The sequence below is a fragment of the Streptomyces sp. NPDC007084 genome (genome assembly GCF_040703595.1).
Classification (GTDB): Bacteria; Actinomycetota; Actinomycetes; order Streptomycetales; family Streptomycetaceae; genus Streptomyces.
The window spans coordinates 224,933-247,112 of the sequence record NZ_JBEYFY010000001.1; the positions used below are offsets into that span (position 1 = coordinate 224,933).

Annotated in this window: 16 protein-coding genes; 7 read left to right on the forward strand and 9 right to left on the reverse strand. The window is 71.3% G+C overall.

Annotation, left to right across the window (positions count from 1 at the left end):
- Nucleotides 1-8: 8 nt before the first annotated feature.
- Genes AB0912_RS01105 through AB0912_RS01115 form a run of 3 tightly spaced genes read right to left on the reverse strand, consistent with a single transcriptional unit; the run spans nucleotide 9 to nucleotide 2,852 of the window.
- On the reverse strand, nucleotides 9-920 hold the full coding sequence (locus AB0912_RS01105; RefSeq protein WP_366695371.1) for an ABC transporter ATP-binding protein: 912 nt from the start codon (nucleotides 918-920) through the stop codon (nucleotides 9-11).
- A complete protein-coding gene (locus tag AB0912_RS01110; protein WP_366695373.1) occupies nucleotides 917-1,846 on the reverse strand; it encodes an ABC transporter permease subunit in 930 nt (309 codons plus the stop codon). The genes AB0912_RS01105 and AB0912_RS01110 overlap by 4 nt, the downstream gene beginning before the upstream one ends.
- Entirely contained in the window at nucleotides 1,836-2,852 is a 1,017-nt protein-coding gene (locus AB0912_RS01115) for an ABC transporter ATP-binding protein (RefSeq protein WP_366695706.1), read from the reverse strand. The genes AB0912_RS01110 and AB0912_RS01115 overlap by 11 nt, the downstream gene beginning before the upstream one ends.
- 256 nt (nucleotides 2,853-3,108) lie before the next feature.
- On the opposite strand from AB0912_RS01115, the gene AB0912_RS01120 reads away from it, so the two are divergent.
- The 7 genes from AB0912_RS01120 to AB0912_RS01150 all read left to right on the forward strand — a co-directional run bounded on the left by AB0912_RS01120 (nucleotide 3,109) and on the right by AB0912_RS01150 (nucleotide 10,655).
- Nucleotides 3,109-3,951 (forward strand): M24 family metallopeptidase, encoded by an 843-nt coding sequence (locus AB0912_RS01120; protein ID WP_366695375.1) that lies wholly within the window; start codon nucleotides 3,109-3,111, stop codon nucleotides 3,949-3,951.
- Nucleotides 3,948-5,717 (forward strand): SDR family oxidoreductase, encoded by a 1,770-nt coding sequence (locus AB0912_RS01125; protein WP_366695377.1) that lies wholly within the window; start codon nucleotides 3,948-3,950, stop codon nucleotides 5,715-5,717. Before AB0912_RS01120 ends, AB0912_RS01125 begins: the two co-directional genes overlap by 4 nt.
- On the forward strand, nucleotides 5,714-6,634 hold the full coding sequence (locus tag AB0912_RS01130) for a metal-dependent hydrolase (protein ID WP_366695379.1): 921 nt from the start codon (nucleotides 5,714-5,716) through the stop codon (nucleotides 6,632-6,634). The genes AB0912_RS01125 and AB0912_RS01130 overlap by 4 nt, the downstream gene beginning before the upstream one ends.
- Nucleotides 6,635-6,827: 193 nt before the next feature.
- On the forward strand, nucleotides 6,828-7,772 hold the full coding sequence (locus tag AB0912_RS01135) for a MerR family transcriptional regulator (RefSeq protein ID WP_366695381.1): 945 nt from the start codon (nucleotides 6,828-6,830) through the stop codon (nucleotides 7,770-7,772).
- 272 nt (nucleotides 7,773-8,044) lie between these two features.
- Entirely contained in the window at nucleotides 8,045-8,593 is a 549-nt protein-coding gene (locus AB0912_RS01140) for an RNA 2'-phosphotransferase (protein ID WP_366695383.1), read from the forward strand.
- Between the two features lie 34 nt (nucleotides 8,594-8,627).
- On the forward strand, nucleotides 8,628-9,530 hold the full coding sequence (locus AB0912_RS01145) for an LLM class flavin-dependent oxidoreductase (protein ID WP_366695385.1): 903 nt from the start codon (nucleotides 8,628-8,630) through the stop codon (nucleotides 9,528-9,530).
- A 237-nt stretch (nucleotides 9,531-9,767) separates the two neighbouring features.
- Nucleotides 9,768-10,655, forward strand: coding sequence for a Cof-type HAD-IIB family hydrolase (locus AB0912_RS01150; RefSeq protein WP_366695387.1), 888 nt, complete (start codon nucleotides 9,768-9,770; stop codon nucleotides 10,653-10,655).
- 152 nt (nucleotides 10,656-10,807) lie between these two features.
- Here AB0912_RS01150 and AB0912_RS01155 read toward each other — a convergent pair whose 3' ends face one another.
- The 6 genes from AB0912_RS01155 to hisC form a co-directional block, all read right to left on the reverse strand.
- Nucleotides 10,808-11,851 (reverse strand): M23 family metallopeptidase, encoded by a 1,044-nt coding sequence (locus AB0912_RS01155; protein WP_366695389.1) that lies wholly within the window; start codon nucleotides 11,849-11,851, stop codon nucleotides 10,808-10,810.
- 169 nt (nucleotides 11,852-12,020) lie between these two features.
- A complete protein-coding gene (locus AB0912_RS01160; protein ID WP_366695708.1) occupies nucleotides 12,021-13,616 on the reverse strand; it encodes a GAF domain-containing protein in 1,596 nt (531 codons plus the stop codon).
- A 388-nt stretch (nucleotides 13,617-14,004) separates the two neighbouring features.
- Nucleotides 14,005-17,577 carry a thiol reductant ABC exporter subunit CydD gene (gene cydD, locus AB0912_RS01165; protein WP_366695391.1) on the reverse strand — a complete coding sequence of 1,191 codons (3,573 nt, stop codon included), beginning with the start codon at nucleotides 17,575-17,577 and terminating at the stop codon, nucleotides 14,005-14,007.
- 98 nt (nucleotides 17,578-17,675) lie between these two features.
- On the reverse strand, nucleotides 17,676-18,683 hold the full coding sequence (cydB, locus tag AB0912_RS01170) for a cytochrome d ubiquinol oxidase subunit II (protein ID WP_366695393.1): 1,008 nt from the start codon (nucleotides 18,681-18,683) through the stop codon (nucleotides 17,676-17,678).
- A gap of 20 nt (nucleotides 18,684-18,703) precedes the next feature.
- Nucleotides 18,704-20,212: a cytochrome ubiquinol oxidase subunit I gene (locus AB0912_RS01175; RefSeq protein WP_366695395.1), complete on the reverse strand. Its 1,509-nt coding sequence runs from the start codon at nucleotides 20,210-20,212 to the stop codon at nucleotides 18,704-18,706.
- Between the two features lie 428 nt (nucleotides 20,213-20,640).
- Nucleotides 20,641-21,717: a histidinol-phosphate transaminase gene (hisC, locus tag AB0912_RS01180; protein WP_366695397.1), complete on the reverse strand. Its 1,077-nt coding sequence runs from the start codon at nucleotides 21,715-21,717 to the stop codon at nucleotides 20,641-20,643.
- Between the last annotated feature and the right edge of the window lie 463 nt (nucleotides 21,718-22,180).

The window sequence follows — 22,180 nt, forward strand, 5'->3', positions numbered from 1 at the left end:
TCGGCCTCCTACGCCGCGACGAGATACGAGAAGACGGATTCCAGGGACTCGTCGGACGGCGACACCGTGAGCAGCCGGATGCCGTGCTCGCGCGCGACCCTCGGCAGCAGGGCGGTGAAGCGGCCGAAGTCGACGGCCTGGATGCGCAGCGCGCCCTCGGCGAGGTCGACCTCGATGCCGGATGTCGACGGGTCGGCGATCAGCGCGGCGGCCAGCGCCCGGTCGTCGCTGGAGCGGATCAGATAGCGGTGCGGGCGGTCGGTCATCAGACGGCGGATGCGCCGGAAGTCGCCGCTCGCCGCGTGCCGTCCGGCGACGATCACCTCGATGTGGGAGGCGAGTTGCTCGACCTCTTCGAGGATGTGGGACGAGAAGAGCACCGTGCGGCCCTCGTCGCCCATGCGCCGCAGCAGGTCCATGAGCTGCATGCGCTGCCGTGGGTCCATGCCGTTGAACGGCTCGTCGAGCAGCAGCAGGGACGGGTCGTGGACCAGCGCGGACGCCATTTTCACGCGCTGGCGCATGCCCTTGGAGTACGTGGAGATCTTGCGGTCCTGCGCGTACTCCATCTCGACGGTGGCCAGCGCCCGCTGGGCCGACTTGGCGCCGAGGCCGTGCAACTCGGCGTTGGCGACGACGAATTCGCGGCCGGTGAGGAAGTCGTACATCGCCTCGCGTTCGGGGACGATGCCGATGTGCCGGTAGATGTCCTCGTTGCGCCAGGTCGGCCGGCCGTCGAGGGTGACGGTGCCGGTGGAGGGGGCGAGGAAGCCGCCCATCATGTTGATCAGGGTGGACTTGCCGGCGCCGTTCGGGCCGAGCAGGCCGGTGACACCGGGGCCGATCGTCATCGTGATGTCGTTGACCGCCACCACGTTGCCGAACCAGCGGGAGACGTGGTCGATGTTGAGCGTGGTCACAGCCCGACCTTTCGGTAGCGGCGCATCAGGAGGCCGTAGCAGCCGGCGATGAGACCCAGGACGACGACGAGGTAGACGACGCCCTGGCCGGTCGAGGGGCCCAACTCGCCGGGGAAGGCCGAGGAGGCGCCCAGGAAGGCCGTCTGGAGGCCGTCGATGAGCGTGATGGGCGAGAAGAGTCCGAGCCACGGGACGGCCCCGCCGCTGGACTGCTCGAAGGCGATGGCCTGGACGGTGGAGACCGCTCCGTAGGAGATGGTCAGGGCGGCGATGACGGCCGCGATGCCGAACCCGCGGCGCGGGGTGACGGCCGAGATGACCAGGCCGATGCCGGCGAAGAGCAGCGAGAGCAGTGCCACGGAGACCAGCCCCTGACCGAAACCAGCCGTCTGGTCGGCGAAGTCGAGCTTGGCGAGCAGCGCGCCCACGTAGAGCACGATCAGCGGGGCGGCGGTGAGGATGAACAGCGCCGAGGCGAGCGCCGCGTACTTCGCGCGGACGTAGTCGGAGGTCTCGATGGGGCGCGAGAAGTACAGCGGGACGGTCTTGAAGCGCAGGTCGCGGGAGACGGCCTGGGGGCCCTGCGAGGCGACGTACAGGCCGATCACCGCCTGCATGATCACCGCGTAGCGCGTGTAGTCGACGGGGAGGTCCTTCGCCTTGGTGGCGACCGCGACGGCGACCATGATCAGCGCGGGAACGCACATGACCACGAAGAGCAGCATCGGCAGCACCTTGGACTTGACCGAGCGGCCCAGTCCGTAGGCGCCGCGCAGGGACTGCGAGTACAGGGAGCGGCGGGCGTAGGCGCGGCCGAGGCGCGGGCCGTCGTAGGCGCGGTAGCCGATGTTGTGGATGCGGGACTGCTCACCCGGTGGGGTGAGGGAATGTCCGCCGGGCTGGGTGAGGGGCTGCTCAACCGCCATGGCCGACCGCCTCCTTCCGCTGGTCGTCGCCGGTGTGCGGGGCGGTGCTCGCCGCGCGTTCGTCCTGGGTGCGCTGGGCGTCGCTGTCGTGGAAGACCTCGGCGATGTGGTGCCTGCGCTGTTCCATCCGGACCAGGCCGAGTCCGAGGTCGGCGACCAGGTCGCGGACGAGGTCGTAGGTGTCCTCGCTCTCGGTGGTCAGCAGCAGGATGTGTCCGGCGCCCGGCAGGCCGCTGCCGTCGTGTGTCTCGATCCCGCGCGCGTGGAGCGCCTCGCGGACCGCGCGGGTGCCGTCCGGGTGCTCGTCGGTGTCGGTGACCTCGATGGCGAGGGTCGTGGTGGTCTGGGTGAAGTCCGTGGTGGAGCTGGAGCGCAGCAGCTTGCCGCCGTCGACGACCACGACGTGGTCGCAGGTGCGCTCCAGTTCGCCCAGCAGGTGCGAGGTGACCAGGACGGAGATGCCGAAGTCCGTGTGGATACGGCGGATCAGCCCGAGCATGTCGTCGCGGCCGACCGGGTCCAGTCCGTTGGTCGGCTCGTCCAGGAAGACCAGTTGGGGGTCGTGGACGAGGGCCTGCGCGAGTTTCACCCGCTGCTTCATTCCGGTCGAGTAGCCGCCGATGGGGCGGTACCGCTCCTCGTAGAGGCCGACGTGGCGCAGTGTGTCCGCGGTGCGCTCGCGGGCCGCGGCAGGCGGGAGCCCGGACATGCGCGCCATGTGGACGACGAACTCGGTGGCGGAGACGTCGGGCGGCAGGCAGTCGTGCTCGGGCATGTACCCGACCCGCTCACGGATGGCGGCGCCCTCGGTGGCGACGTCGAGGCCGAGCACGCGCGCGTGGCCCTCGGTGGCGGGGGACAGACCCAGCAGGATCTTGATCAGTGTGGACTTGCCGGCTCCGTTGGCTCCGACGAGTCCGGTCACACCGGGCCCGACGTCCACGGAGAGCCGGTCAAGCGCGGTCACCCGGGGGAACCGCTTGCTCAGGCTTTCGGTCGCGATCACAGTCACGGTTCGACGTTAGTGGCGCAGACCACAGAGGGCGTCAGCCCGTGGAGGTGGATCCGTGTCAGCCTCCAGGCGTACGGGACCTTAGGGGTCCCCCTGAGGTACGGGGCGCCGCGAACCGGTTGTCCACATCCGCCCGGTTGTCCACAGGCCGGCACCGGTCTATTGACGCGGCCTCTAACAACTGTCACATTCACCAGTGTCAAGTTACGGGCACGTACCGCAGTCGGTGTGGACAGGGTGGGGCGGTGGCATGACGACGGCAGTGGCAGGCGAACTCTCCGCGGACCTGCGGGGGTTCAGGGAGGTGCAGCGTCTCGCGTACGCGTGTGCGGAGGCGGTCGCGGCGCAGTTGAAGCCCGGCGTCACCGAGCGTGAGGCGGCGCGCATGCAGCGGGAGTGGCTGCGCGAGCGCGGGGTGCGGGACTGGTTCCATCTGCCCTTCGCCTGGTTCGGCGACCGCACGGCGTTCACCGGTTTCCGGATCCCGCTCCAGTTCTTCCCCACCAACCGCCGGCTGGAGCCGGGGATGCCGTTCATCCTCGACATGGCCCCGGTGTTCAAGGGGTTCACGGCGGACATCGGCTACTCGGGCTCCCTCGGTCTGAACCCCGTGCAGGACAGACTGCTCGCCGATCTGGAGGCGCACCGGGAGCTGATCCTGCGCGAGGTGCGCGAGCGCCGGTCGCTGCGCGAGATCTACGAGGACGTGGAGCGCCTCATGGTCCGCCAGGGGTACGCGAACCGGCACCGCGCGTATCCGTTCGGCGTGATCGCGCACAAGGTGGACCGGGTGCGCGAGCGCCCCTGGTCGCCGCGGCTGTTCGGGTTCGGCACGCAGTCCCTGAAGGGGCTGGCGAGCGACGCGCTGCACGGTCACCGGGACGGCTGGTCACCCCTGTGGTCGCCTTACACCTTCTCCGACCACCCGCCCCACCCGGGGCTGTGGGCGGTCGAACCGCACCTCGGATTCCGGGGTACGGGCGCGAAGTTCGAGGAGATCCTGGTCGTCACCGACTCCCGGGACCCCGATCAGAGCGCGTTCTGGCTCGACGACGATCTGCCGCATGTGCGGCGCTGGGCGGAGGACAAGTGAGTCTCGTGGGCGCGCGTGAGCGCTGGGTGCGGACGGGCGGGATCGAGCTGTGCGTCGCCGAGCTGGGCGACGACCGGCAGCCGACGGTCGTGCTCGTGCACGGCTACCCGGACTCCAAAGAGGTGTGGTCCGAGGTCGCCGCGCGGCTCGCCGACCGCTTCCACGTCGTGCTGTACGACGTGCGGGGGCACGGCCGTTCGACGGCCCCGCAGCCGCTGCGGGGCGGGTTCACGCTGGAGAAGCTGACGGACGACTTCCTGGCGGTCCTCGACGCGGTCAGCCCCGACGAGCCGGTGCACCTGGTGGGGCACGACTGGGGTTCGGTGCAGTCCTGGGAGTTCGTCACCGTCGCGCGCACCCAGGGCCGGATCGCGTCCTTCACCTCGATGTCCGGGCCCTCCCTCGACCACTTCGGCCACTGGATCAAGCAGCGGATGAAGCGGCCCACGCCCCGCAGGGCCGCCCAGCTCATCGGCCAGGGCGCCAAGTCCTGGTACGTGTACATGCTGCACACCCCGGTGCTGCCGGAGCTGGCCTGGCGCGGTCCGCTGGGCAAGCGCTGGCCGAAAATCCTGGAGCGCGTCGAGAAGGTGCCGGCGGGCGACTATCCGACGGCGTCGCTGCCCACCGACGCGGCGCGCGGCGCCTGGCTGTACCGCGACAACGTACGGCCGAGGCTGAGCCGGCCCCGCGACGACGCGTACGCGCACGCGCCCGTGCAGCTCATCACGCCGCTCGGGGACGCCTTCCTCTCGGAGCGTCTCTACGACGGCCTGGAGGAGTGGGCGCCCCGGCTCGTGCGCCGCACGCTCCCGGCCAAGCACTGGGTCCCGCGCACCCGTCCCGACCAACTGGCCGCCTGGATCACCGAGTTCGTCACCGCCAACGAGGGCCGTGAGACGGGGATACCCGCGCCCTCGACGACAGCCACCGGCCGGAACGCCGAGCGGTTCGGCGGGCAGTTGGTGCTGGTCACCGGCGCGGGCAGCGGGATCGGCCGGGCCACGGCGTTCGCGTTCGCCGAGGCCGGCGCGCGGATCGTGGCCGTCGACCGGGACGCGGAGAGCGCGGCCCGCACGGCGGAGATGTCCCGGCTGATCGGCTCCCCCGCCGCCTGGGCCGAGACCGTCGACGTCTCCGACGAGCAGGCCATGGAGAAGCTCGCCGAGAAGGTCGCCACCGAGTACGGCGTGCTGGACGTGCTGGTGAACAACGCCGGTATCGGACTCTCCGGTTCCTTCTTCGACACCACCCCGGAGGACTGGAAGAAGGTCCTGGACGTCAACCTGTGGGGGGTGATCCACGGCTGCCGGCTCTTCGGGAAGCAGATGGCCGACCGCGGCCAGGGCGGCCACATCGTCAACACCGCCTCGGCCGCCGCGTTCCAGCCCTCGAAGACGCTTCCCGCGTACAGCACCTCCAAGGCGGCCGTCCTGATGCTCAGCGAGTGCCTGCGCGCCGAGCTGGCCGGTCAGGGCATCGGCGTCTCGGCGATCTGCCCCGGCCTGGTCAACACCAACATCACGGCGACCGCCCGCTTCGCCGGGGTCGACGCGGCCGAGGAGAAGCGGCGCCAGAAGCGCTCGACGCGGCTGTACGGGCTGCGCAACTACCCGCCGGAGAAGGTCGCCGACGCGATCCTGCGGGCGGTGGTGCGCGACGAGGCGGTGGTGCCGGTCACCCCGGAGGCGCGCGGTGCCCATCTGCTGCACCGCTTCGCGCCCCGGGCCCTGCGCGCGATCGCCCGGCTGGAGCCACCGCTGTGACCGGCGCCCCCGGGGACGAGGGGCCGCACGCGATCACCCCGCGGCGGGTGTCCTTCGACTGGGCGGACACCCCGCTGCACTGGATCCCCGACGAGCCCACCGCGACCCATGTCATCAACGTGTTGCACCTGCTGCTTCCGGCGGGGGAGCGGTGGTTCGTCAAGGTGTTCAAGGAGGCCCTGCCGCTGGTCCGCGACCACCAACTCCTCGCGGACGTCAAGGGGTTCATGGGCCAGGAGGCCACGCACAGCGTGCAGCACTCCCACGTCCTCGACCACCTCGCCGCCCAGCGGCTCGACACCGCCGACTTCACCCGGTACGTCGACTTCCTCTTCGAGAAGCTGCTCGGCGAGGAACCCCCGCTCGGGATTCCGGTCCCGGCTGCGGAGTGGCTGCGCTTCCGGCTGTCGGTGATCGCCGCGATCGAGCAGTTCACGGCGGTGCTCGGCGACTGGGTGCTGGCGGCGGAGGGGCTCGACCTCGCCGACGCCGACGAGGTCATGCTGGATCTGCTGCGCTGGCACGGCGCGGAGGAGGTCGAGCACCGCGCGGTCGCCTTCGACATGTACCAGCACTGCGGGGGCGAGGGCGCCGCCCGGTACGCCCGCCGGATCGCGGGCATGGCCGTGACCGCGCCGACGCTGCTGTACCTGTGGGGCTGGGGCGCCGCGTATCTGATGCGCCGGGACCCGCGGTTGGCGGGCCGGCTGCGTTACTCGCTCACCGAGCACAACAGGGCGGTGCGCAAAGGGTTGTTGCCGACGTGGAGAGAGCTGGGCGCGGCCGTGCCGCGTTATCTGCGGCGGTCCTACCATCCGTCGCGGGAGGGGTCGCTGCGCAGAGCGGTGGAGTATCTCGCGCAGTCTCCGGCGGCACGGTCCGCGCTGGGCGCGGTCGCGCGGGCGGCGACGGCGTAGGGGGAGGTGCGGGGCGGACGGGGGCAGGCCGGGGGCCGGGGCCGGGGGCTTCGAGTGGCTTGGCGCGGGAAGCGAGGCGCGGGGCAGCAGACGGGACGCGAGGCGCGGGCGCGGGGGGCTTCAAGGGGCTTGGCCCGGGACGCGAGCGCGGGGGGCTTGAGGCGCGGGGCGGGGCGGGAGAAGGGCGGGAGAGATGACCGAGGAACCGGGCGGTGCCGCGTACCGCATAGAGGACCTGGCGCATCGCAGCGGTGCCACGGTCCGCACGATCCGCGCCTACCAGGACCGCGGGCTGCTCCCCCGCCCCGAGCGGCGCGGCCGTGCCAACGTCTACGCGCAGACCCATCTCGCCCGGCTGCGGCAGATAGCCGACCTCCTCGACCGCGGTTACACACTGGCCTCGATCAAGGAACTCCTGGAGGCGTGGGACGCGGGGCGCGGTCTCGGCGGGGTCCTCGGCCTGGTCGCGGAGGTCGACGGACCGTGGACCGACGAGGAGGCCGCGCGGATCTCCCGGGCCGAGCTGGACGAGCGGTTCGGCGGCCGGCACGACGACGCGGCGGTGGCGGACGCGGTGGCGCTCGGCGTACTGGAGCGTGTGCCGGGGGACGAGGACGTCTTCCTCGTCCCGAGCCCCCAAGAACTGTCCGTCGCGGCCGAGTTGCACAAGGCCGGGGTTCCGCTGTCCGCGATCGCAGCGCACCTAAGGGAGTTGAGGGGCCAGGTCGAGCACATCGCCACCCGATTCCTGGAGTTCACCACCGAGCACGTCTTCGCCCGGTATCTGGGGGAGCACCCGCCGACCGACGCGGAAGCGGCCGAGGCAGCGTCGCTCGTACGACGGCTGCGGCCGCTGGCCCAGCAGACGGTGGACGCCGAACTGGCCCGGGCCATGCGGACGTTCGCCGTCCGCCATCTGCGCCGGCACCTGGCGCGAGAGGAGACGTCGGGGGAGCGGGAAGAGGTACGCACGGTGGAGGTGCTGGCCGAGACAATGCGGGCCGTGGACGGCCTGGTTGGCGGTTCGCACGCGTCCGAGTTCGTGACGGCGGCCGTCGAACGGGAGCTGCGGGCACGTACGTTGGACCGGCTTGCCTCAAATCACAGGAAGTCCCGTGAAGTTGACGAAACGCCATAAAAAGCATGGGTGTTGTCCACAGGACCGTCAATTCCCCTGTGGATAACCGCACTTGGTTGTGGATCAAACCTCCGGGCCAAAATCAAATGCGTGATTCGTCTCGCGCACGGCACGCTGGAGGGATGACGGAACAGAGCGGACAAGCGGGGCGGGCGAAGCAGACGGCTCAGCCGGCTCAGGCGGCTCAGGCGGCTCAGGCGGCTCAGGCGGCTCAGGCGGCTCAGAACGAGGAGCAGGCGGATGATCGGCCCGTCGGACGAGTGGATGATCCGATGGACGACAGACGCACCGTGAAGGTGTCCAAGTACCTGTCGAAGCACCTGCGGCACCAGCCGGAGCGGATCGGCCTCACCCTCGGCGCGGGCGGCTGGGTCGAGATCGACACCCTGATCAGCGCCGCCGCCGCGCACGGCTTCGGGTTCACCCGCGCCGAACTCGACCACGTGGTGGCGCACAACGACAAACGCCGCTTCGCCGTCGAGGGGACGCGGATCAGGGCCAGCCAGGGCCACTCCGTCGAGGTCGACCTCGGCCTGCCCGAGGCGGCTCCGCCCGCGTACCTCTACCACGGCACCGTCGCCCGCAGCCTGGACGCGATCCGCGCGGAGGGCCTGAAGCCCATGAGCCGGCACGCCGTGCACCTCTCCCCCGACCGGGAGACCGCCACCCGCGTCGGCGCCCGCCGCGGCCGGCCCGTCGTCCTCTCCGTGGACGCCGCCGCCATGCACCGCGACGGCCACGTCTTCCGCGTCAGCGCCAACGGTGTCTGGCTGACCGAGGCGGTACCCCCGGCCTACCTGCGGTTTCCCGGAGCGCGCTGAGACGGGCCGCCCCGGTTCCGCTTAGGCTCGGCGTATGAGTCTGCGTCTGAGCACCGTGATCCTGCCCCACGTCCGCTGGCACGAAGGCGGCCGTGCCACCTGGCAGCGCGCAGAGCAGCTCGGCTTCCACACCGCGTTCACGTACGACCACCTCTCCTGGCGCACCTTCCGTGAGGGCCCGTGGTTCGGGGCCGTGCCCACCCTGACCGCGGCGGCGGCCGTCACCGAGCGGCTGCGCCTGGGCACCCTCGTCACCTCGCCGAACTTCCGGCACCCGGTCCCCCTGGCCAAGGAACTGATCTCCCTCGACGACATCTCGAACGGCCGGATCACCCTCGGCATCGGCGCGGGCGGCACCGGCTTCGACGCCACCGCGCTCGGCCAGGACCCCTGGACCCCGCGGGAGCGCGCCGACCGCTTCGGCGAGTTCGTTCCGCTCCTCGACCGCCTCCTCACCGAGGACTCCGTCTCCTACGGCGGCAACTTCTACTCGGCGCACGAGGCGTACAACATCCCCGGCTGCGTCCAGCGCCCCCGGCTCCCCTTCGCGGTAGCCGCCACCGGCCCGCGCGGGCTGAGGCTCGCCGCCCGGTACGGACAGGCGTGGGTGACCACGGGCGACCCCAAGCTGTACGAGACGGGCACCCCCGAACAGTCGGTTCAGGCCATTCGCGGACAGGTCGAGAAGCTGGCCGACGCGTGCGCCGGGATCGGCCGGGACGTGGCCGGACTGGACAAGATCCTGCTGACCGGCTTCACCCCGGACCGGAACCGCCCGCTGGAGTCCGTCGACGCCTTCGTCGACTTCGCGGGCCGGCACGCCGAACTGGGCTTCACCGACCTCGTGGTCCACTGGCCGATCCCCGACTCCGACTTCGCCGCGGACCAGAAGATCTTCGAGCGGATCGCCATGGAGGCGGTCGCGCAGCTGGCCTGAGGTCTCCCGGGCATGCGGTGGGGGCAGCCTCGCTCACTGGGGGCGGCGTCTCGCGCAACCGGGGCGGGGGCTCGTACAACCGGGGGCGGGGCCTCGCGCAAACCGGGGCGGGACCTCGCCCAAAGGTGCTCCGACCCCCGTCCCCGACGAGGGGCGCCCGAGCCGACGAGGGGCGCCCGAGTCGACGAGGGCGGTAACCACTCAAGTGTGCGGACTGTCGCACGGCCGTGCACGCATATGCGCGAGAATGACCCCGTGACCTCAGCGACTCGCCGGCCCGAGACTCCGGCCTCCACCGTCCCGACCCGGCTGATCGCCACGGACCTCGACGGCACCTTGTTGCGCGACGACAAGACGGTGTCGGACCGCACGATCGCCGCCCTCAGCGCCGCCGAGCGGGCCGGCATCGAGGTCTTCTTCGTCACCGGCCGCCCGGCCCGCTGGATGGACGTCGTCAGCGACCACGTCCACGGGCACGGCCTGGCGATCTGCGGCAACGGCGCCGCCGTCGTCGACCTGCACGGCGGCCCCGGCGCCCACCGCTTCGTGAAGATCCGCGAACTGGTCCCGGACGTCGCCCTCGACGTCATCCTGCTGCTGCGCTCCGCCGCGCCCGGCACGGTGTGCGCCGTCGAGAGGACGTTCGGTCTCCATCTCGAACCGGGCTATCCCATGATGCACATGGAGCCCCCGGAGATCATCGTGCCCGCCGAGAAGCTCCTCGCGAAGGACGCGCTGGACGCCGACCAGCCCGTACTGAAGGTGCTCGCGTTCCACCCGGAGATGGACCCCGACGAGTTCCTCACCGTCGCCCGCGCGGTCATCGGGGACCAGGCCAACGTGACCCGGTCGAGCCCCAGCGCGCTGCTGGAGATCAGCGGGCCCGGCGTCTCCAAGGCCAGCACCCTCGAACTGTGCTGCGCCGAGCGGGGGATCGCGCCCGAGGAGGTCGCCGCCTTCGGTGACATGCCGAACGACGTCGAGATGCTCACCTGGGCCGGCCGCTCGTTCGCGATGGGCAACGCCCACCCCGCCGTCATCGCCGCCGCCTCCGGACGTACGGCCGCGAACAACGAGGACGGGGTGGCCGTAATGATCGAACGAATCCTGGCGGAACGGCGGTAGCACCCCCCTAGCAGGGGCTCGGCTCCCGGCAGGACGGCGGTAGCGCCCCTTTCAGGGGCTCGGCTCCCGGCAGAACGGCGGTAGCGCCCTCCCGGGGTCGGGCCGGCGGCCCTCGTGCCGGCCGATCCCCGCCGGCGCGGCCCCCGGTGTACCTACACCACCACCCCATGCTCGGCCAGCCATGGAACCGGGTCCACCGCCGACCCCGTCTCCGGGGTCACCCGCACCTCGAAGTGCAGATGCGGGCCGGTCGAGTTGCCGGTCGTGCCGGTCTGGGCGATCCACTCCCCGGCCGCCACCCGCTGCCCCTGGTCGACGGTCACCGCCGCTAGGTGCGCGTACTGCGTGTAGTAGCCGCCCGGGTGCTCGATCACGATCTCGATGCCGAAGGCGCCACCGCAGGACACCCTCACCACCCGGCCCGCCCCGGCCGCGCGCACCGGCGTGCCGATGGGTACGGCGAAGTCCTGTCCCGTGTGCCGGTTCGCCCAGCGGTCGCCCCCGCTGCCGAAGCCCGCGGACAGCTCGTACGCCTCCACCGGGGTGACCCAGGCCCGCGTGGTGTCGGCCGGCGGCTGGTCGAGCCGGACCGCGCCCCGGCAGGCGCCCGCCGCAACGGAGGCGTCCGCCTGGCTCTCCAGCGTCGTCCGCGCCTCTTCCAGCTTGGCCTGGATGGTCCGCTTCATCTCGGCCAGTTCACCGGTCCGCTTCTCCAGCGCCTGCCACGCGGCCCGCGCCTTCCCCTCGTCGGCCGCGAGCCGTTCCTCGGCCCGTCTGCTCTTCGCCACGGAGTTGCCGACGGCGAGATCGGCGCGCCAGACAGCACGCTGACCGCGCATCAGGTCGTCGGGGTCCTTCGCGAGCAGGATCTGCGCGCTGTACGGCAGGTCGCCGCCCTGCCGGTACTGGGCGCGGGCGATCCGGCCCAGGTCCTCGTGCAGCACCGCGATCTCCTGCCGCTCCCGCGCGAGAAGCTGCTCGGCCCGCCGCGCCCGGCCGCGCTGTGCCTCCGCGTCCCGCCGGCCCGCCTCGTACTGCCGCGTCGCCACGGCGGCGTCCTCGTACAGTCGCGCCACCTGGGCGCTGACACCGGGTTCCGCCCCCTCGCCCTCGGCCGACGCCGGACGGGCGGCGAGCACCGCGACCGCGCACAACAGCGCCGGTACGAAAAGGGGATGGCGACGAGAGGAGCGCATGCAAGCGATCGTGACCCGCCTCGCGGGACCCGGCCTGTTCAAGGGGTGCACCCGGGGGACGGGCCGTCACGAATGGCTCAGCAACGGGGCGGCACCGGGCTCGTGCGTCGACCGTTCGAGGGAGAGGCGCCACGGGCTCCGCCGTAACGGCCGCCGCCCGCAGGGGGATTCAGTGCGGCACCTGCCACACCACCGTCGTACCGCCCCCGTCCTCGCCGAGCCCGGGCCCGTACCAACTGGCGCCGCCCAGCGACTCGGCACGGCGCTTGAGGTTCCGCAGACCGCTGCGCCGGCCGCCCTCGGGGATGCCGACGCCGTCGTCCGCGACCGAGAGCCGTACCGCCGGCCGTCCGTCCGGCAGCACCGCGTCCGCGTCGACGGAGACCTCGATGCGGGAGGCCCCGGCATGCCGGAAGGCGTTGGACAGCGCTTCGCGCAGCGCGGCGATGAGATTCTTCCCGGTGAGTTCCCCGACCACCGTGTCCACGGGACCGGCGAAACGGTGGCCCGGCTTGAAGCCCAGCGGCACGGCGGCCATGTTGATCTCGCGCAGCACACGGGTGCGCAGCCCCGACGGCACCTCGGCGGGGCCCTGCTGGAGGGCGAAGATGGCGGTGCGGATCTCCTGGATGGTGACGTCGAGTTCGTCGACCGCCTTGCCCACGCCCCGCCGCACCTCGGGCACCTTCGAACGGCGCTGCGCGCTCTCCAGCATCATCCCGGTGGCGAACAGCCGCTGGATGACGAGGTCGTGCAGGTCCCGGGCGATCCGGTCGCGGTCCTCGTAGACCGCGAGGCGCTCGCGGTCGCGCTGCGCCTCGGCCATCATCAGGGCGAGCGCGGCCTGCGAGGCGAACTGCGCCGCGAGCGTCCGCTCGGACGCGGAGAACGGCCGTTCTCCGCGGTGCCTCGGGGTCACGAGCGCGCCGACGACCCGGCCGTCGCTCTGCAGGGGAAGCAGCATGACCGGCCCGTAGGCGGCGGCGAGATCGGTCAGCATGCGCGGGTCGGTGGCCGCGTCCTCGACGAACACCGGCTCGCCCTCGCGGAGTTCCGCGACCACCTGGCTCTCCGGCGGGACGACCACGCCGAGTGCCTTGGAGGGGTGGTCCGAGGCGACCGCGACGATCTCCAGGCCGCCGTCCTCGGCGGGCAGCAGCACGATCCCGGCCGCCGATCCGGAGAGCCGGCGGGCCTGTTCCGCGACGACCTGCAAGGCGTCCTCGGCGTCGCCGCCGGCCAGGAGCGCGGTGGTGACGGCCACCGAGCCGTCGATCCAGCGCTCGCGCTGCTTGGCGGCCTCGTAGAGCCGGGCGTTGCCGATGGCGATGCCCGCCTCCGTGGCCAGCACCCGGACCATGTTGAGATCGTCGTCCCCGAAGGCACCGCCGCCGCGTTTCTCGGCCAGATACAGGTTGCCGAAGATCTCTCCCTGCACGGTGATCGGCACTCCCAGGAAGCTGCGCATCGGGGGATGGCCGGCCGGGAACCCGCAGGAGCGCGGGTCGTCGGACAGGTCGGTGAGCCGGACCGGCTCGGGGTGGCGGACGAGCGCGCCGAGCAGCCCCTTGTGGCCGTCGGGAAGTCGTCCGATGCGCTCCGCGGTCCCCTGGTCCGCGCCGTGGAAGACGAAGTCGGCGAGTCCACTCCCGCTCTCCGGCACGACGCCGATGGCCGCGTAGCGGGCGTCCGTGAGGTCGGCGGCGGTCTCGCAGATCCGGTCCAGCGTGGAGTGCAGCTCCAAGCCGGAGCCGACCGACCGCATCGCCTCCAGCAACCGCGGTACGCGTGCGGCCAGTTCGGCTTCCAGGCCTCCGATACCGGAGCCGTCCGCCCGGGCGGGCACACCGGCGCCATCGTCCGGGCCGGAGGAGGCGGAGGCTGCGGAGGCTGCGGAGGCTGCTGACATGCCCTGAGCCTAGTTAGTCCCATTTGAGAGGGAAAGTCGGCCACAGCGGAGGCTGCCCCGACGGAAGCTGCCCCGACCGCCCCGGCGCCACAAAGGGACCTCCCCCCGGCATCCCCGCCCCGCGCGCCCCGGCCACCCTGCCTCCCGACGACGCCTCGCCCCGGCATCCCCACGTCCAGCATCTCGGCATCTCGGCGTCCCGGCCTCCCAGCCTCCCGGCCTCCCGGCAACCCGCCGTCCCCGGCTACCCCGCCACCGCCCCCACCAGCAGATCCCCCGCGGTCTCCCGTTCCACCATGTCCCGCAGCGCCCCCTCGACCGCCGACAGCTCGGCGAAGGTTCCGCGCTGGACCACCTGGCCGTCCGCGAGGACGAGCACCTCGTCCACCGCGTCGAGCCCGGCGAGCCGGTGCGTGATCAGCAGCGTCGTACGGCCCTCGGTCGCGGCGAGCAGATCGGCGGTGAGGGCGTCGGCCGTCGGGAGGTCGAGGTGTTCGGCCGGCTCGTCGAGGACGAGCACCGGGAAGTCGGCGAGGAGCGCGCGGGCGAGGGCGAGCCGCTGGCGCTGGCCGCCGGACAGCCGTGCCCCGTGCTCGCCGATCAGGGTGTCGAGCCCGTCGGGCAGCCCGTCGGCCCAGTCGAGGAGCCGGGCCCTGCGGAGCGCGTCCCGCAGCCCGGCCTCGGTCGCGTCCCTGCGCGCGAGGAGCAGGTTCTCGCGCACGGTGCTGTCGAAGAGGTGCGCGTCCTGCGCGCAGAGCCCGACGAGCCGTCGTACGTCGTCCCCGTCCATCCCGTACGCGTCCACACCGCCCAGCGTGTACGTCCCCGCCTCGGTGTCCAGGAACCGCAGCAGCACCTGGGCGAGCGTCGTCTTGCCCGCCCCGGAGGCTCCGACCACGGCGATCCTGCGGCCCTCGGCGAGCGTCAGGTCGAGACCGGCGAGCGCGTCCCGGTCCTGTCCGGCATACCGGGCCCGGACGCCGTCCAGCCGCAGCGGGAACGGCGAGGCGGGCGCCTGCCGGGGCCGTTCCGGCTCCCGTACGGGGTCGGGGGAGTCCAGCACCTCGTACACGCGCTCCGCGCTCTTGTGGACCCGCTGCCGGTACTGCACCGCCAGCGGCAGCCCCATGACGGCCTCGAAGGCGGCGAGCGGGGTGAGGACGACGACGGCCATCAGGACGCCGTCCAGCCGTCCGGCGGCGACCGCCTGGGCGCCGACGAGAGCGGTGGCCGCGACGGTCAGCCCGCAGACCAGCGCGGTGAGTCCGTCGCCGAGGGCGGTCGCGGTGGCGCCCCGTGAGGCGATCCGGGTGAGGACGGTGTCGGCGCGCCGGGTCTCGGCGGCACGGGCGGGCAGGGCGCCGGCGACGGTCAGCTCGGCGGTGCCGGTGAGCAGGTCGGCCACCTGGGTGGCCAGCGCCCCGCGTGCGGGGGCCAGCCGGCGTTCGGCGCGGCGCGCGACGGCGCCGGTCACGAGCGGCACGCCGGCTCCGGCCGCCAGCAGACCGACGGCCAGAGCGGCGCCGGCCTCGGGCAGCAGCCAGGCGGTGAAGCCGACGGAGGCGGCGGAGACCACGACCGCCGCTCCGGCCGGGAGCAGCCAGCGCAGCCAGTAGTCCTGGAGCGCGTCCACGTCGGCGACCAGCCGGGACAGCAGGTCACCGCGGCGGGTGGAGCGCAGCCCGGCGGGTGCGAGGCGTTCCAGGCGCCGGTAGACGGCGACCCGGGTGTCGGCCAGCATCCGCAGCACCGCGTCGTGCGACACGAGCCGCTCCGCGTACCGGAACACCGCCCGTCCGATGCCGAACGTCCGGGTGGCCGTGACGGCGACCATCAGATAGAGCACCGGGGGCTGCTGGGAGGCCCGCGAGATGAGCCATCCGGAGGTGGCCATCAGGCCGACGGCGCTTCCGAGGGCGAGGCTGCCCAGGAGCAGGGCGAGGACGAGGGGTCCGCGTCGGGGCGCGGCCATGGCCCGGACCCGGGCGAGCACGCCATCGCGGGCACCCGGCACCGGTGCGGAGACCTCACCGTCCAGCGGCGCCGCGCCGTTCGGCTCGACGCCCCGGTCCTGCCGGGCGTCACCGGGTCCGGTGAGCGCGGATTCCGCGGGCGGGGCGGAGGCGGGCACCGTGAGCGAAGCGGAAGCGGGCTCCGCGAGCGGGGTGTCGGCGGGCGAGGCGGCCTCCAGGCGTACCACCCGGTCCGCCACCTCCAGCAGGGCGGGCCGGTGCACCACCAGGAGTACGGTCCGGCCGACGGCGAGCCGCCGGACGGCCTGGACGACCTCCGCCTCCGTCGCCCCGTCGAGCGAGGCGGTCGGCTCGTCCAGCAGCAGCAGGGGCCGGTCCGCGAGGAACGCCCGGGCCAGCGCGAGTCGCTGACGCTGTCCGGCCGACAGACCGGCACCGTCCTCGCCGAGGAGGGTGTCCATCCCGTCGGGCAGCGCGTCGACGAATCCGGCGGCACCCGCGTCGCCGAGGGCCGCGCGCACCGCCGCGTCGTCCGCCTCGGGGCGGGCCAGGCGGACGTTCTCGGCGATGGACCCGGCGTACAGATGGGACCGTTGCGGTACCCAGGCGATCCGGGAGCGCCACGCCGTGAGGTCGGCCTCGGCGAGATCGACTCCCCCGGCGCGCACCCGGCCTCCGGTGGGCCGGACGAATCCGAGCAGGACGTTCAGCAGCGTCGACTTGCCCACGCCGCTGGGTCCGACGAGGGCGACCGTCTCACCGGGGGCGACGGTGAAGGAGGCGTCCGAGACGGCGTCCGCCAAGCGTCCCGGATAGCGCACGCTCACGCTCTCGAAGGCGATCTCCCCCGCCGGCACCTGGAGCGATCCGGCGGCCGGCACGGGCGTCTCCAGTACCGCGAAGATCTCCTTTGCGGCGGCGAGGCCCTCGGCGGCGGCGTGGTATTGGGCCCCCACCTGGCGCAGCGGCAGATACGCCTCCGGCGCCAGCACCAGGATGACGAGCCCCACGTACAGGTCCATCTCGCCGTGGACGAGCCGCATGCCGATGGTCACGGCGACCAGGGCGACGGAGATGGTGGCGAGCAGTTCCAGGGCGAAGGAGGACAGGAAGGCGATCCGCAGCGTCCGCATGGTCGCCTGGCGGTACTCGCCGGTGATCTTCCGGATCGACTCGGCCTGCGCCTTGGCCCGGCCGAACACCTTCAGCGTGGGCAGCCCCGCGACGACGTCCAGGAAGTGTCCGGAGAGGCGCGAGAGCATGCGCCACTGGCGGTCCATCTGGGTTCGGGTGGCCCAGCCGATCAGGATCATGAAGAGGGGGATCAGGGGGAGGGTGGCGACGATGATCGCCGCCGACACCCAGTCCTCGGTGACGATCCGAGCCAGCACCGCCACCGGGACGACCACCGCGAGTCCGAGCTGCGGCAGATAACGCGAGAAGTAGTCGTCCAGGGCATCGACGCCCCGCGTCGCGAGGGCGACCAGCGAGCCGGTCCGCTGGCCGCCGAGCCAGCCGGGGCCGAGGAGCGCGGCCCTCTCCAGCAGTCGCCCCCTCAGCTCGGACTTGACCGCCGCACTCGCCCGGTGGGCGGCCAGTTCGGTGAGCCAGGCCACCACGGCCCGTCCGATCGCGACCGCCACCAACAGCACCAGAGGAGTCCGCAGTTCGGCGGCGGAGAAGCCGTGCTGGAAGGCGCCCACCACCACCTCGGCGATGAGCATCGCCTGGGCGATGACCAGCGCCGCTCCGACGACACCCAGCCCCACGACCGCCAGCAGGAAGAGGCGGGTGGCCCGGGCGTACCGGAGCAGACGCGGATCAATTGGTTTCACGTGAAACACACCCTTGGCTCATCAGGCATGTTTCACGTGAAACATGCCCCCGATGTCGGACTCAGTGGGACACGTCCCACCGCCTCGGCGGGACACGTCCGACTGCCTCAGTGCGACGCGTCCGCGGCGATGTGCTGCGTACCGATGCGCTTGCGGAACACCCAGTAGGTCCAGCTCTGGTAGAGCAGGACGATCGGTGTGGCGATGGCGGCACACCAGGTCATGATCTTCAGGGTGTACGGGCTCGACGACGCGTTGGTGACCGTGAGGCTCCAGTCGTCATTGAGCGAGGACGGCATGACGTTCGGGAAGAGCGTCAGGAACAGCATCGCGACCGCCGCCACGATGGTGATCCCCGAGAGCGTGAACGCCCAGCCCTCGCGCCCGGCGTTGACCGCCACCAGCGCCGCGACGAGCGCGACCACGGCCACGATCAGGGCGGCCAGCGATCCGCCGTCACCGTTGTCGACCTGGGTCCAGAGCAGGAAGGCGAGCGCCAACAGCGCCGTCACCATGCCGAGTCGCAGAGCGAGCTTGCGGGCCCGCTCCCGGATGTCGCCGACCGTCTTGAGCCCGACGAACACCGTCCCATGGAAGGTGAACAGGGTCAGCGTGACCAGGCCGCCGAGGATCGCGTACGGGTTGAGCAGGTCCCAGAAGTTGCCCACGTACTCGAAGTTCCGGTCGATCTTGACCCCGCGCACGATGTTGCCGAAGGCCACACCCCACAGGATCGCCGGGATGAGCGAGGTCCAGAAGATCGCCGTCTCCCAGTTGCGCTGCCAGTGCTCCTCGGGCCGCTTCGCCCGGTACTCGAAGGCGACACCCCGGACGATCAGGCAGACCAGGATGATCAGCAGCGGCAGGTAGAAGCCGGAGAAGAGGGTGGCGTACCACTCCGGGAAGGCGGCGAAGGTCGCGCCGCCCGCCGTGAGCAGCCACACCTCGTTGCCGTCCCACACGGGACCGATCGTGTTGATCAGCACCCGCTTCTCCGTGCGGTCCCGGGCCAGCAGCTTCGTGAGGATGCCGACTCCGAAGTCGAAGCCCTCCAGGAAGAAGTAGCCGGTCCACAGGACCGCGATGAGGACGAACCAGACGTCGTGAAGTTCCATGACTCAGCGGCTCCCTGGGCCTAGTAGGAGAAGGCCATCGGCTTGTCGGCGTCATGGGAGTCGCCGCCGATCTTGGTGGGCGGGTTGAGGTCGGCGTCCGTGAGTTCGGGCGGTCCCGCCTTGACGTACTTCACGAGCAGCTTGACCTCGATCACGGCGAGGATCGCGTAGAGCGCCGTGAAGACGATCATCGACGTGAGGACCTCGCCCTGCGAGACGCTGGGGGAGACCGCGTTCCGGGTCTGCAGCACGCCGTAGACCACCCAGGGCTGACGGCCCATCTCCGTGAAGATCCAGCCCCAGGAGTTGGCGATCAGCGGGAAGCCCAGCGTCCAGATGGCGATGCGCCAGGCCCAGGTGCTCAGCTTCGGGCCCAGTGCCTTGTTCTTGAAGAGGACGAGATGGGGCACCTCGTCGTCACCGACCCGCAGATGCTGAGGCAGCATGAACTTCTTGCGGGTCACCCAGAGTCCGAACAGCCCGATCACGAAGGACGCCATGCCGAAGCCGATCATCCAGCGGAACGCCCAGAAGGTGACCGGGATGATGGGCCGGTAGTCGCCGGGCCCGAACTTCTGCTGCTCGGCCTTGTTGGTGTCGTTGATGCCCGGGACGTACGAGTTGAAGTCGTCGTCGGCGAGGAACGACAGTATCCCCGGGATGGACAGCTCGACGGAGTTGTGGCCCTTGCTCACGTCTCCGTACGCGAAGATCGAGAAGGGCGCCGAGTTCTGACCGTCCCACAGCGCCTCGGCGGCGGCCATCTTCATCGGCTGCTGCTTGAACATGACCTTGCCGAGCAGGTCGCCGCTGACCGCCGTGAGCAGACCGGCGATGACGACCGTGACGAGGCCGAGCCGCAGCGACGTCTTCATGACGGGGACGTGCTTCTTGCGGGCCAGGTGGAAGGCGGCGATGCCCACCATGAAGGCGCCACCGGTCAGGAACGACGCCGTGAGGGTGTGGAAGGCCTGGGTGAGCGCCGTGTTCTGGGTCAGCACCTGCCAGAAGTCGGTGAGTTCCGCTCGCCCCTTCCCGTTGTTGATCCGGTAGCCGACGGGGTGCTGCATCCACGAGTTGGCCGCGAGGATGAAGTACGCCGACAGGATCGTGCCGACCGCGACCATCCAGATGCAGGCCAGGTGGATCTTCTTCGGGAGCTTGTCCCAGCCGAAGATCCACAGCCCGATGAAGGTGGACTCGAAGAAGAAGGCGATCAGCGCCTCGAAGGCGAGCGGGGCACCGAAGATGTCGCCCACGAAGCGTGAGTAGTCGGACCAGTTCATGCCGAACTGGAACTCCTGCACGATGCCGGTGACGACGCCCATGGCGATGTTGATCAGGAAGAGCTTGCCCCAGAACTTGGTCGCCCTGAGGTACTTCTCGTTCTCCGTCCGCACCCAGGCTGTCTGCAGGCCGGCGGTGAGCGCGGCGAGCGAGATGGTCAGGGGGACGAAGAGGAAGTGGTAGACGGTGGTGATGCCGAACTGCCATCGCGCCAAAGTCTCCGGCGCCAAAGCCAATTCCACGTCGCAGTCTCCTTACGTCGCCGTGGTCACAGCGGCAGTTCGCCCGCTTTGTTCCAGACATCACGGGAGCAACCAGGACACGTTTGTGAACGCGTTCACATTCACAAGCAATTATGACGCATGCCCGTTCGAGACAGGAGGGGTGGGGGGTCCCTAACCGCGACCCGGGCGGCCCGGCGGGAGGGAACCGGTGGACCTCTGGCGCGAGAGCCAAGATCACTGGTATCGGAGAGGGCCGGAAGCGGAGGGCTGCGGGCGGGGACCTGGACAGGGAAAACGGGCGGGGACCGGTACCCGACCCTGCCGGTACCGGTCCCCGCCGTGAGGCCTACAGCTCCTGGGCAGCGGCCATAGCTCCTGGGGCTACGGCTACAGCCCTGGGTTATGGCTACACCTCATGGGGCTACGGCTATTGCCCTGGGTGATGGCTACAGCTCCTGGCGGAACGCCTCGGACGCCTTGAGGAAGATGTCGTTCGCCTCGGTCTCACCGACGGTCACCCGCACGCCCTCGCCGGCGAACGGGCGCACCACGACACCGGCCTGCTCGCAGTGGGCCGCGAAGTCGACCGTCCGCTCCCCCAGCCGCAGCCACACGAAGTTGGCGTGCGTCTCGGGAACCGTCCAGCCCTGACCGCGCAGCGTGTCGACCACCCGGGTGCGCTCGGCGACCAGCGAGCCGACCCGGCCCAGCAGCTCGTCCTCGGCCCGCAGGCTCGCCACGGCGGCGTCCTGGGCGAGCTGGCTCACACCGAACGGCACCGCCGTCTTGCGCAGCGCCGCCGCCACCGGCTCGTGGGCGATCGCGAAACCGACCCGCAGACCGGCGAGGCCGTACGCCTTGGAGAAGGTGCGCAGCACACAGACGTTGGGCCGGTCCCGGTAGATCGCCACCCCGTCCGGCACCTCGACGTCCCGGATGAACTCGCGGTACGCCTCGTCCAGCACGACCAGCACGTCGCTCGGCACCCGGTCGAGGAAACGCTCCAGCTCGGCCCGGCGCACCACGGTGCCCGTCGGGTTGTTCGGGTTGCAGAGGAAGATCAGCCGCGTCCGGTCCGTGACCGCGCCCGCCATCGCGTCCAGGTCGTGCACCTCGTCCGGCGTCAGCGGCACCTGCACCGAGGTCGCGCCACTGATCTGCGTGATGATCGGGTACGCCTCGAAGGAGCGCCAGGCGTAGATGACCTCGTCGCCGGGACCGCTGGTGGCCTGCAGCAACTGCTGCGCGACGCCGACCGAGCCGGTGCCGGTCGCCAGATGGGACACGGGGACGGCGAAACGGTCCGCCAGCTCGTTCATCAGCCCCGTGCACGCCATGTCCGGGTAGCGGTTGAAGGAGTCGACCGCCGCGGTGACGCTCTCGATGACACCGGGCAGCGGCGGATACGGGTTCTCGTTGGAAGACAGCTTGTACGCCACGGCTCCGGCCGCGGCGGGCTTGCCGGGCTTGTAGGCGGGGACCCCCGCCAGCTCGGCACGCAGCTTGGGGCTCGTCTCGCTCACCGCAGTCCTCCTCGCGACCACCGGCGGCTCAGACCGCCGCCGGCTACCAATGCTTCTCACCTTATGAGGATTCGGCTCCACTGCGAATGGCCTGTGGACAACCGCACGCGACCGGCACGCCGTCCGCCCACTCCCGCCGCGACGCGGTCCTCCCGCTCCCGCCGCGATCAGGACGCGGAAGGAGAGCCGGGTTCCTTCCGCGCGGACCCGGCGGGCATCCTTGTACGAAGGTGTACGAATCGGGGGGCGCGTCGGCGTTCATCACATGCGCCGGTGGCCCACGCCGTAGCGCGCATCCCTCGTACAGGTGAGTTGAGACCTCTTCGAAACATGGGCCACTTGGCAGGCCCACACGCGTCGACAAGTCACGTACTGCCATTGGATCGTTCAACTGCCTCTGTTTCCAAGGCATTTCAGCCTTTACGACCATGCAGAAACGTGCCTGTCAACGCGTGCATATGCG

Excerpts from the sequence above, each read along its gene's own strand:
- AB0912_RS01155 (WP_366695389.1), bottom strand. The coding sequence starts at position 11,851 with ATGCGCTCCTCTCGTCGCCATCCCCTTTTCGTACCGGCGCTGTTGTGC.
- AB0912_RS01120 (WP_366695375.1), top strand. The coding sequence starts at position 3,109 with ATGACGACGGCAGTGGCAGGCGAACTCTCCGCGGACCTGCGGGGGTTC.
- cydB (WP_366695393.1), bottom strand. The coding sequence starts at position 18,683 with ATGGAACTTCACGACGTCTGGTTCGTCCTCATCGCGGTCCTGTGGACC.
- AB0912_RS01150 (WP_366695387.1), top strand. The coding sequence starts at position 9,768 with ATGCGCGAGAATGACCCCGTGACCTCAGCGACTCGCCGGCCCGAGACT.
- AB0912_RS01145 (WP_366695385.1), top strand. The coding sequence starts at position 8,628 with ATGAGTCTGCGTCTGAGCACCGTGATCCTGCCCCACGTCCGCTGGCAC.
- AB0912_RS01160 (WP_366695708.1), bottom strand. The coding sequence starts at position 13,616 with ATGCGGTCGGTCGGCTCCGGCTTGGAGCTGCACTCCACGCTGGACCGG.
- AB0912_RS01110 (WP_366695373.1), bottom strand. The coding sequence starts at position 1,846 with ATGGCGGTTGAGCAGCCCCTCACCCAGCCCGGCGGACATTCCCTCACC.
- AB0912_RS01135 (WP_366695381.1), top strand. The coding sequence starts at position 6,828 with ATGACCGAGGAACCGGGCGGTGCCGCGTACCGCATAGAGGACCTGGCG.
- AB0912_RS01140 (WP_366695383.1), top strand. The coding sequence starts at position 8,045 with ATGGACGACAGACGCACCGTGAAGGTGTCCAAGTACCTGTCGAAGCAC.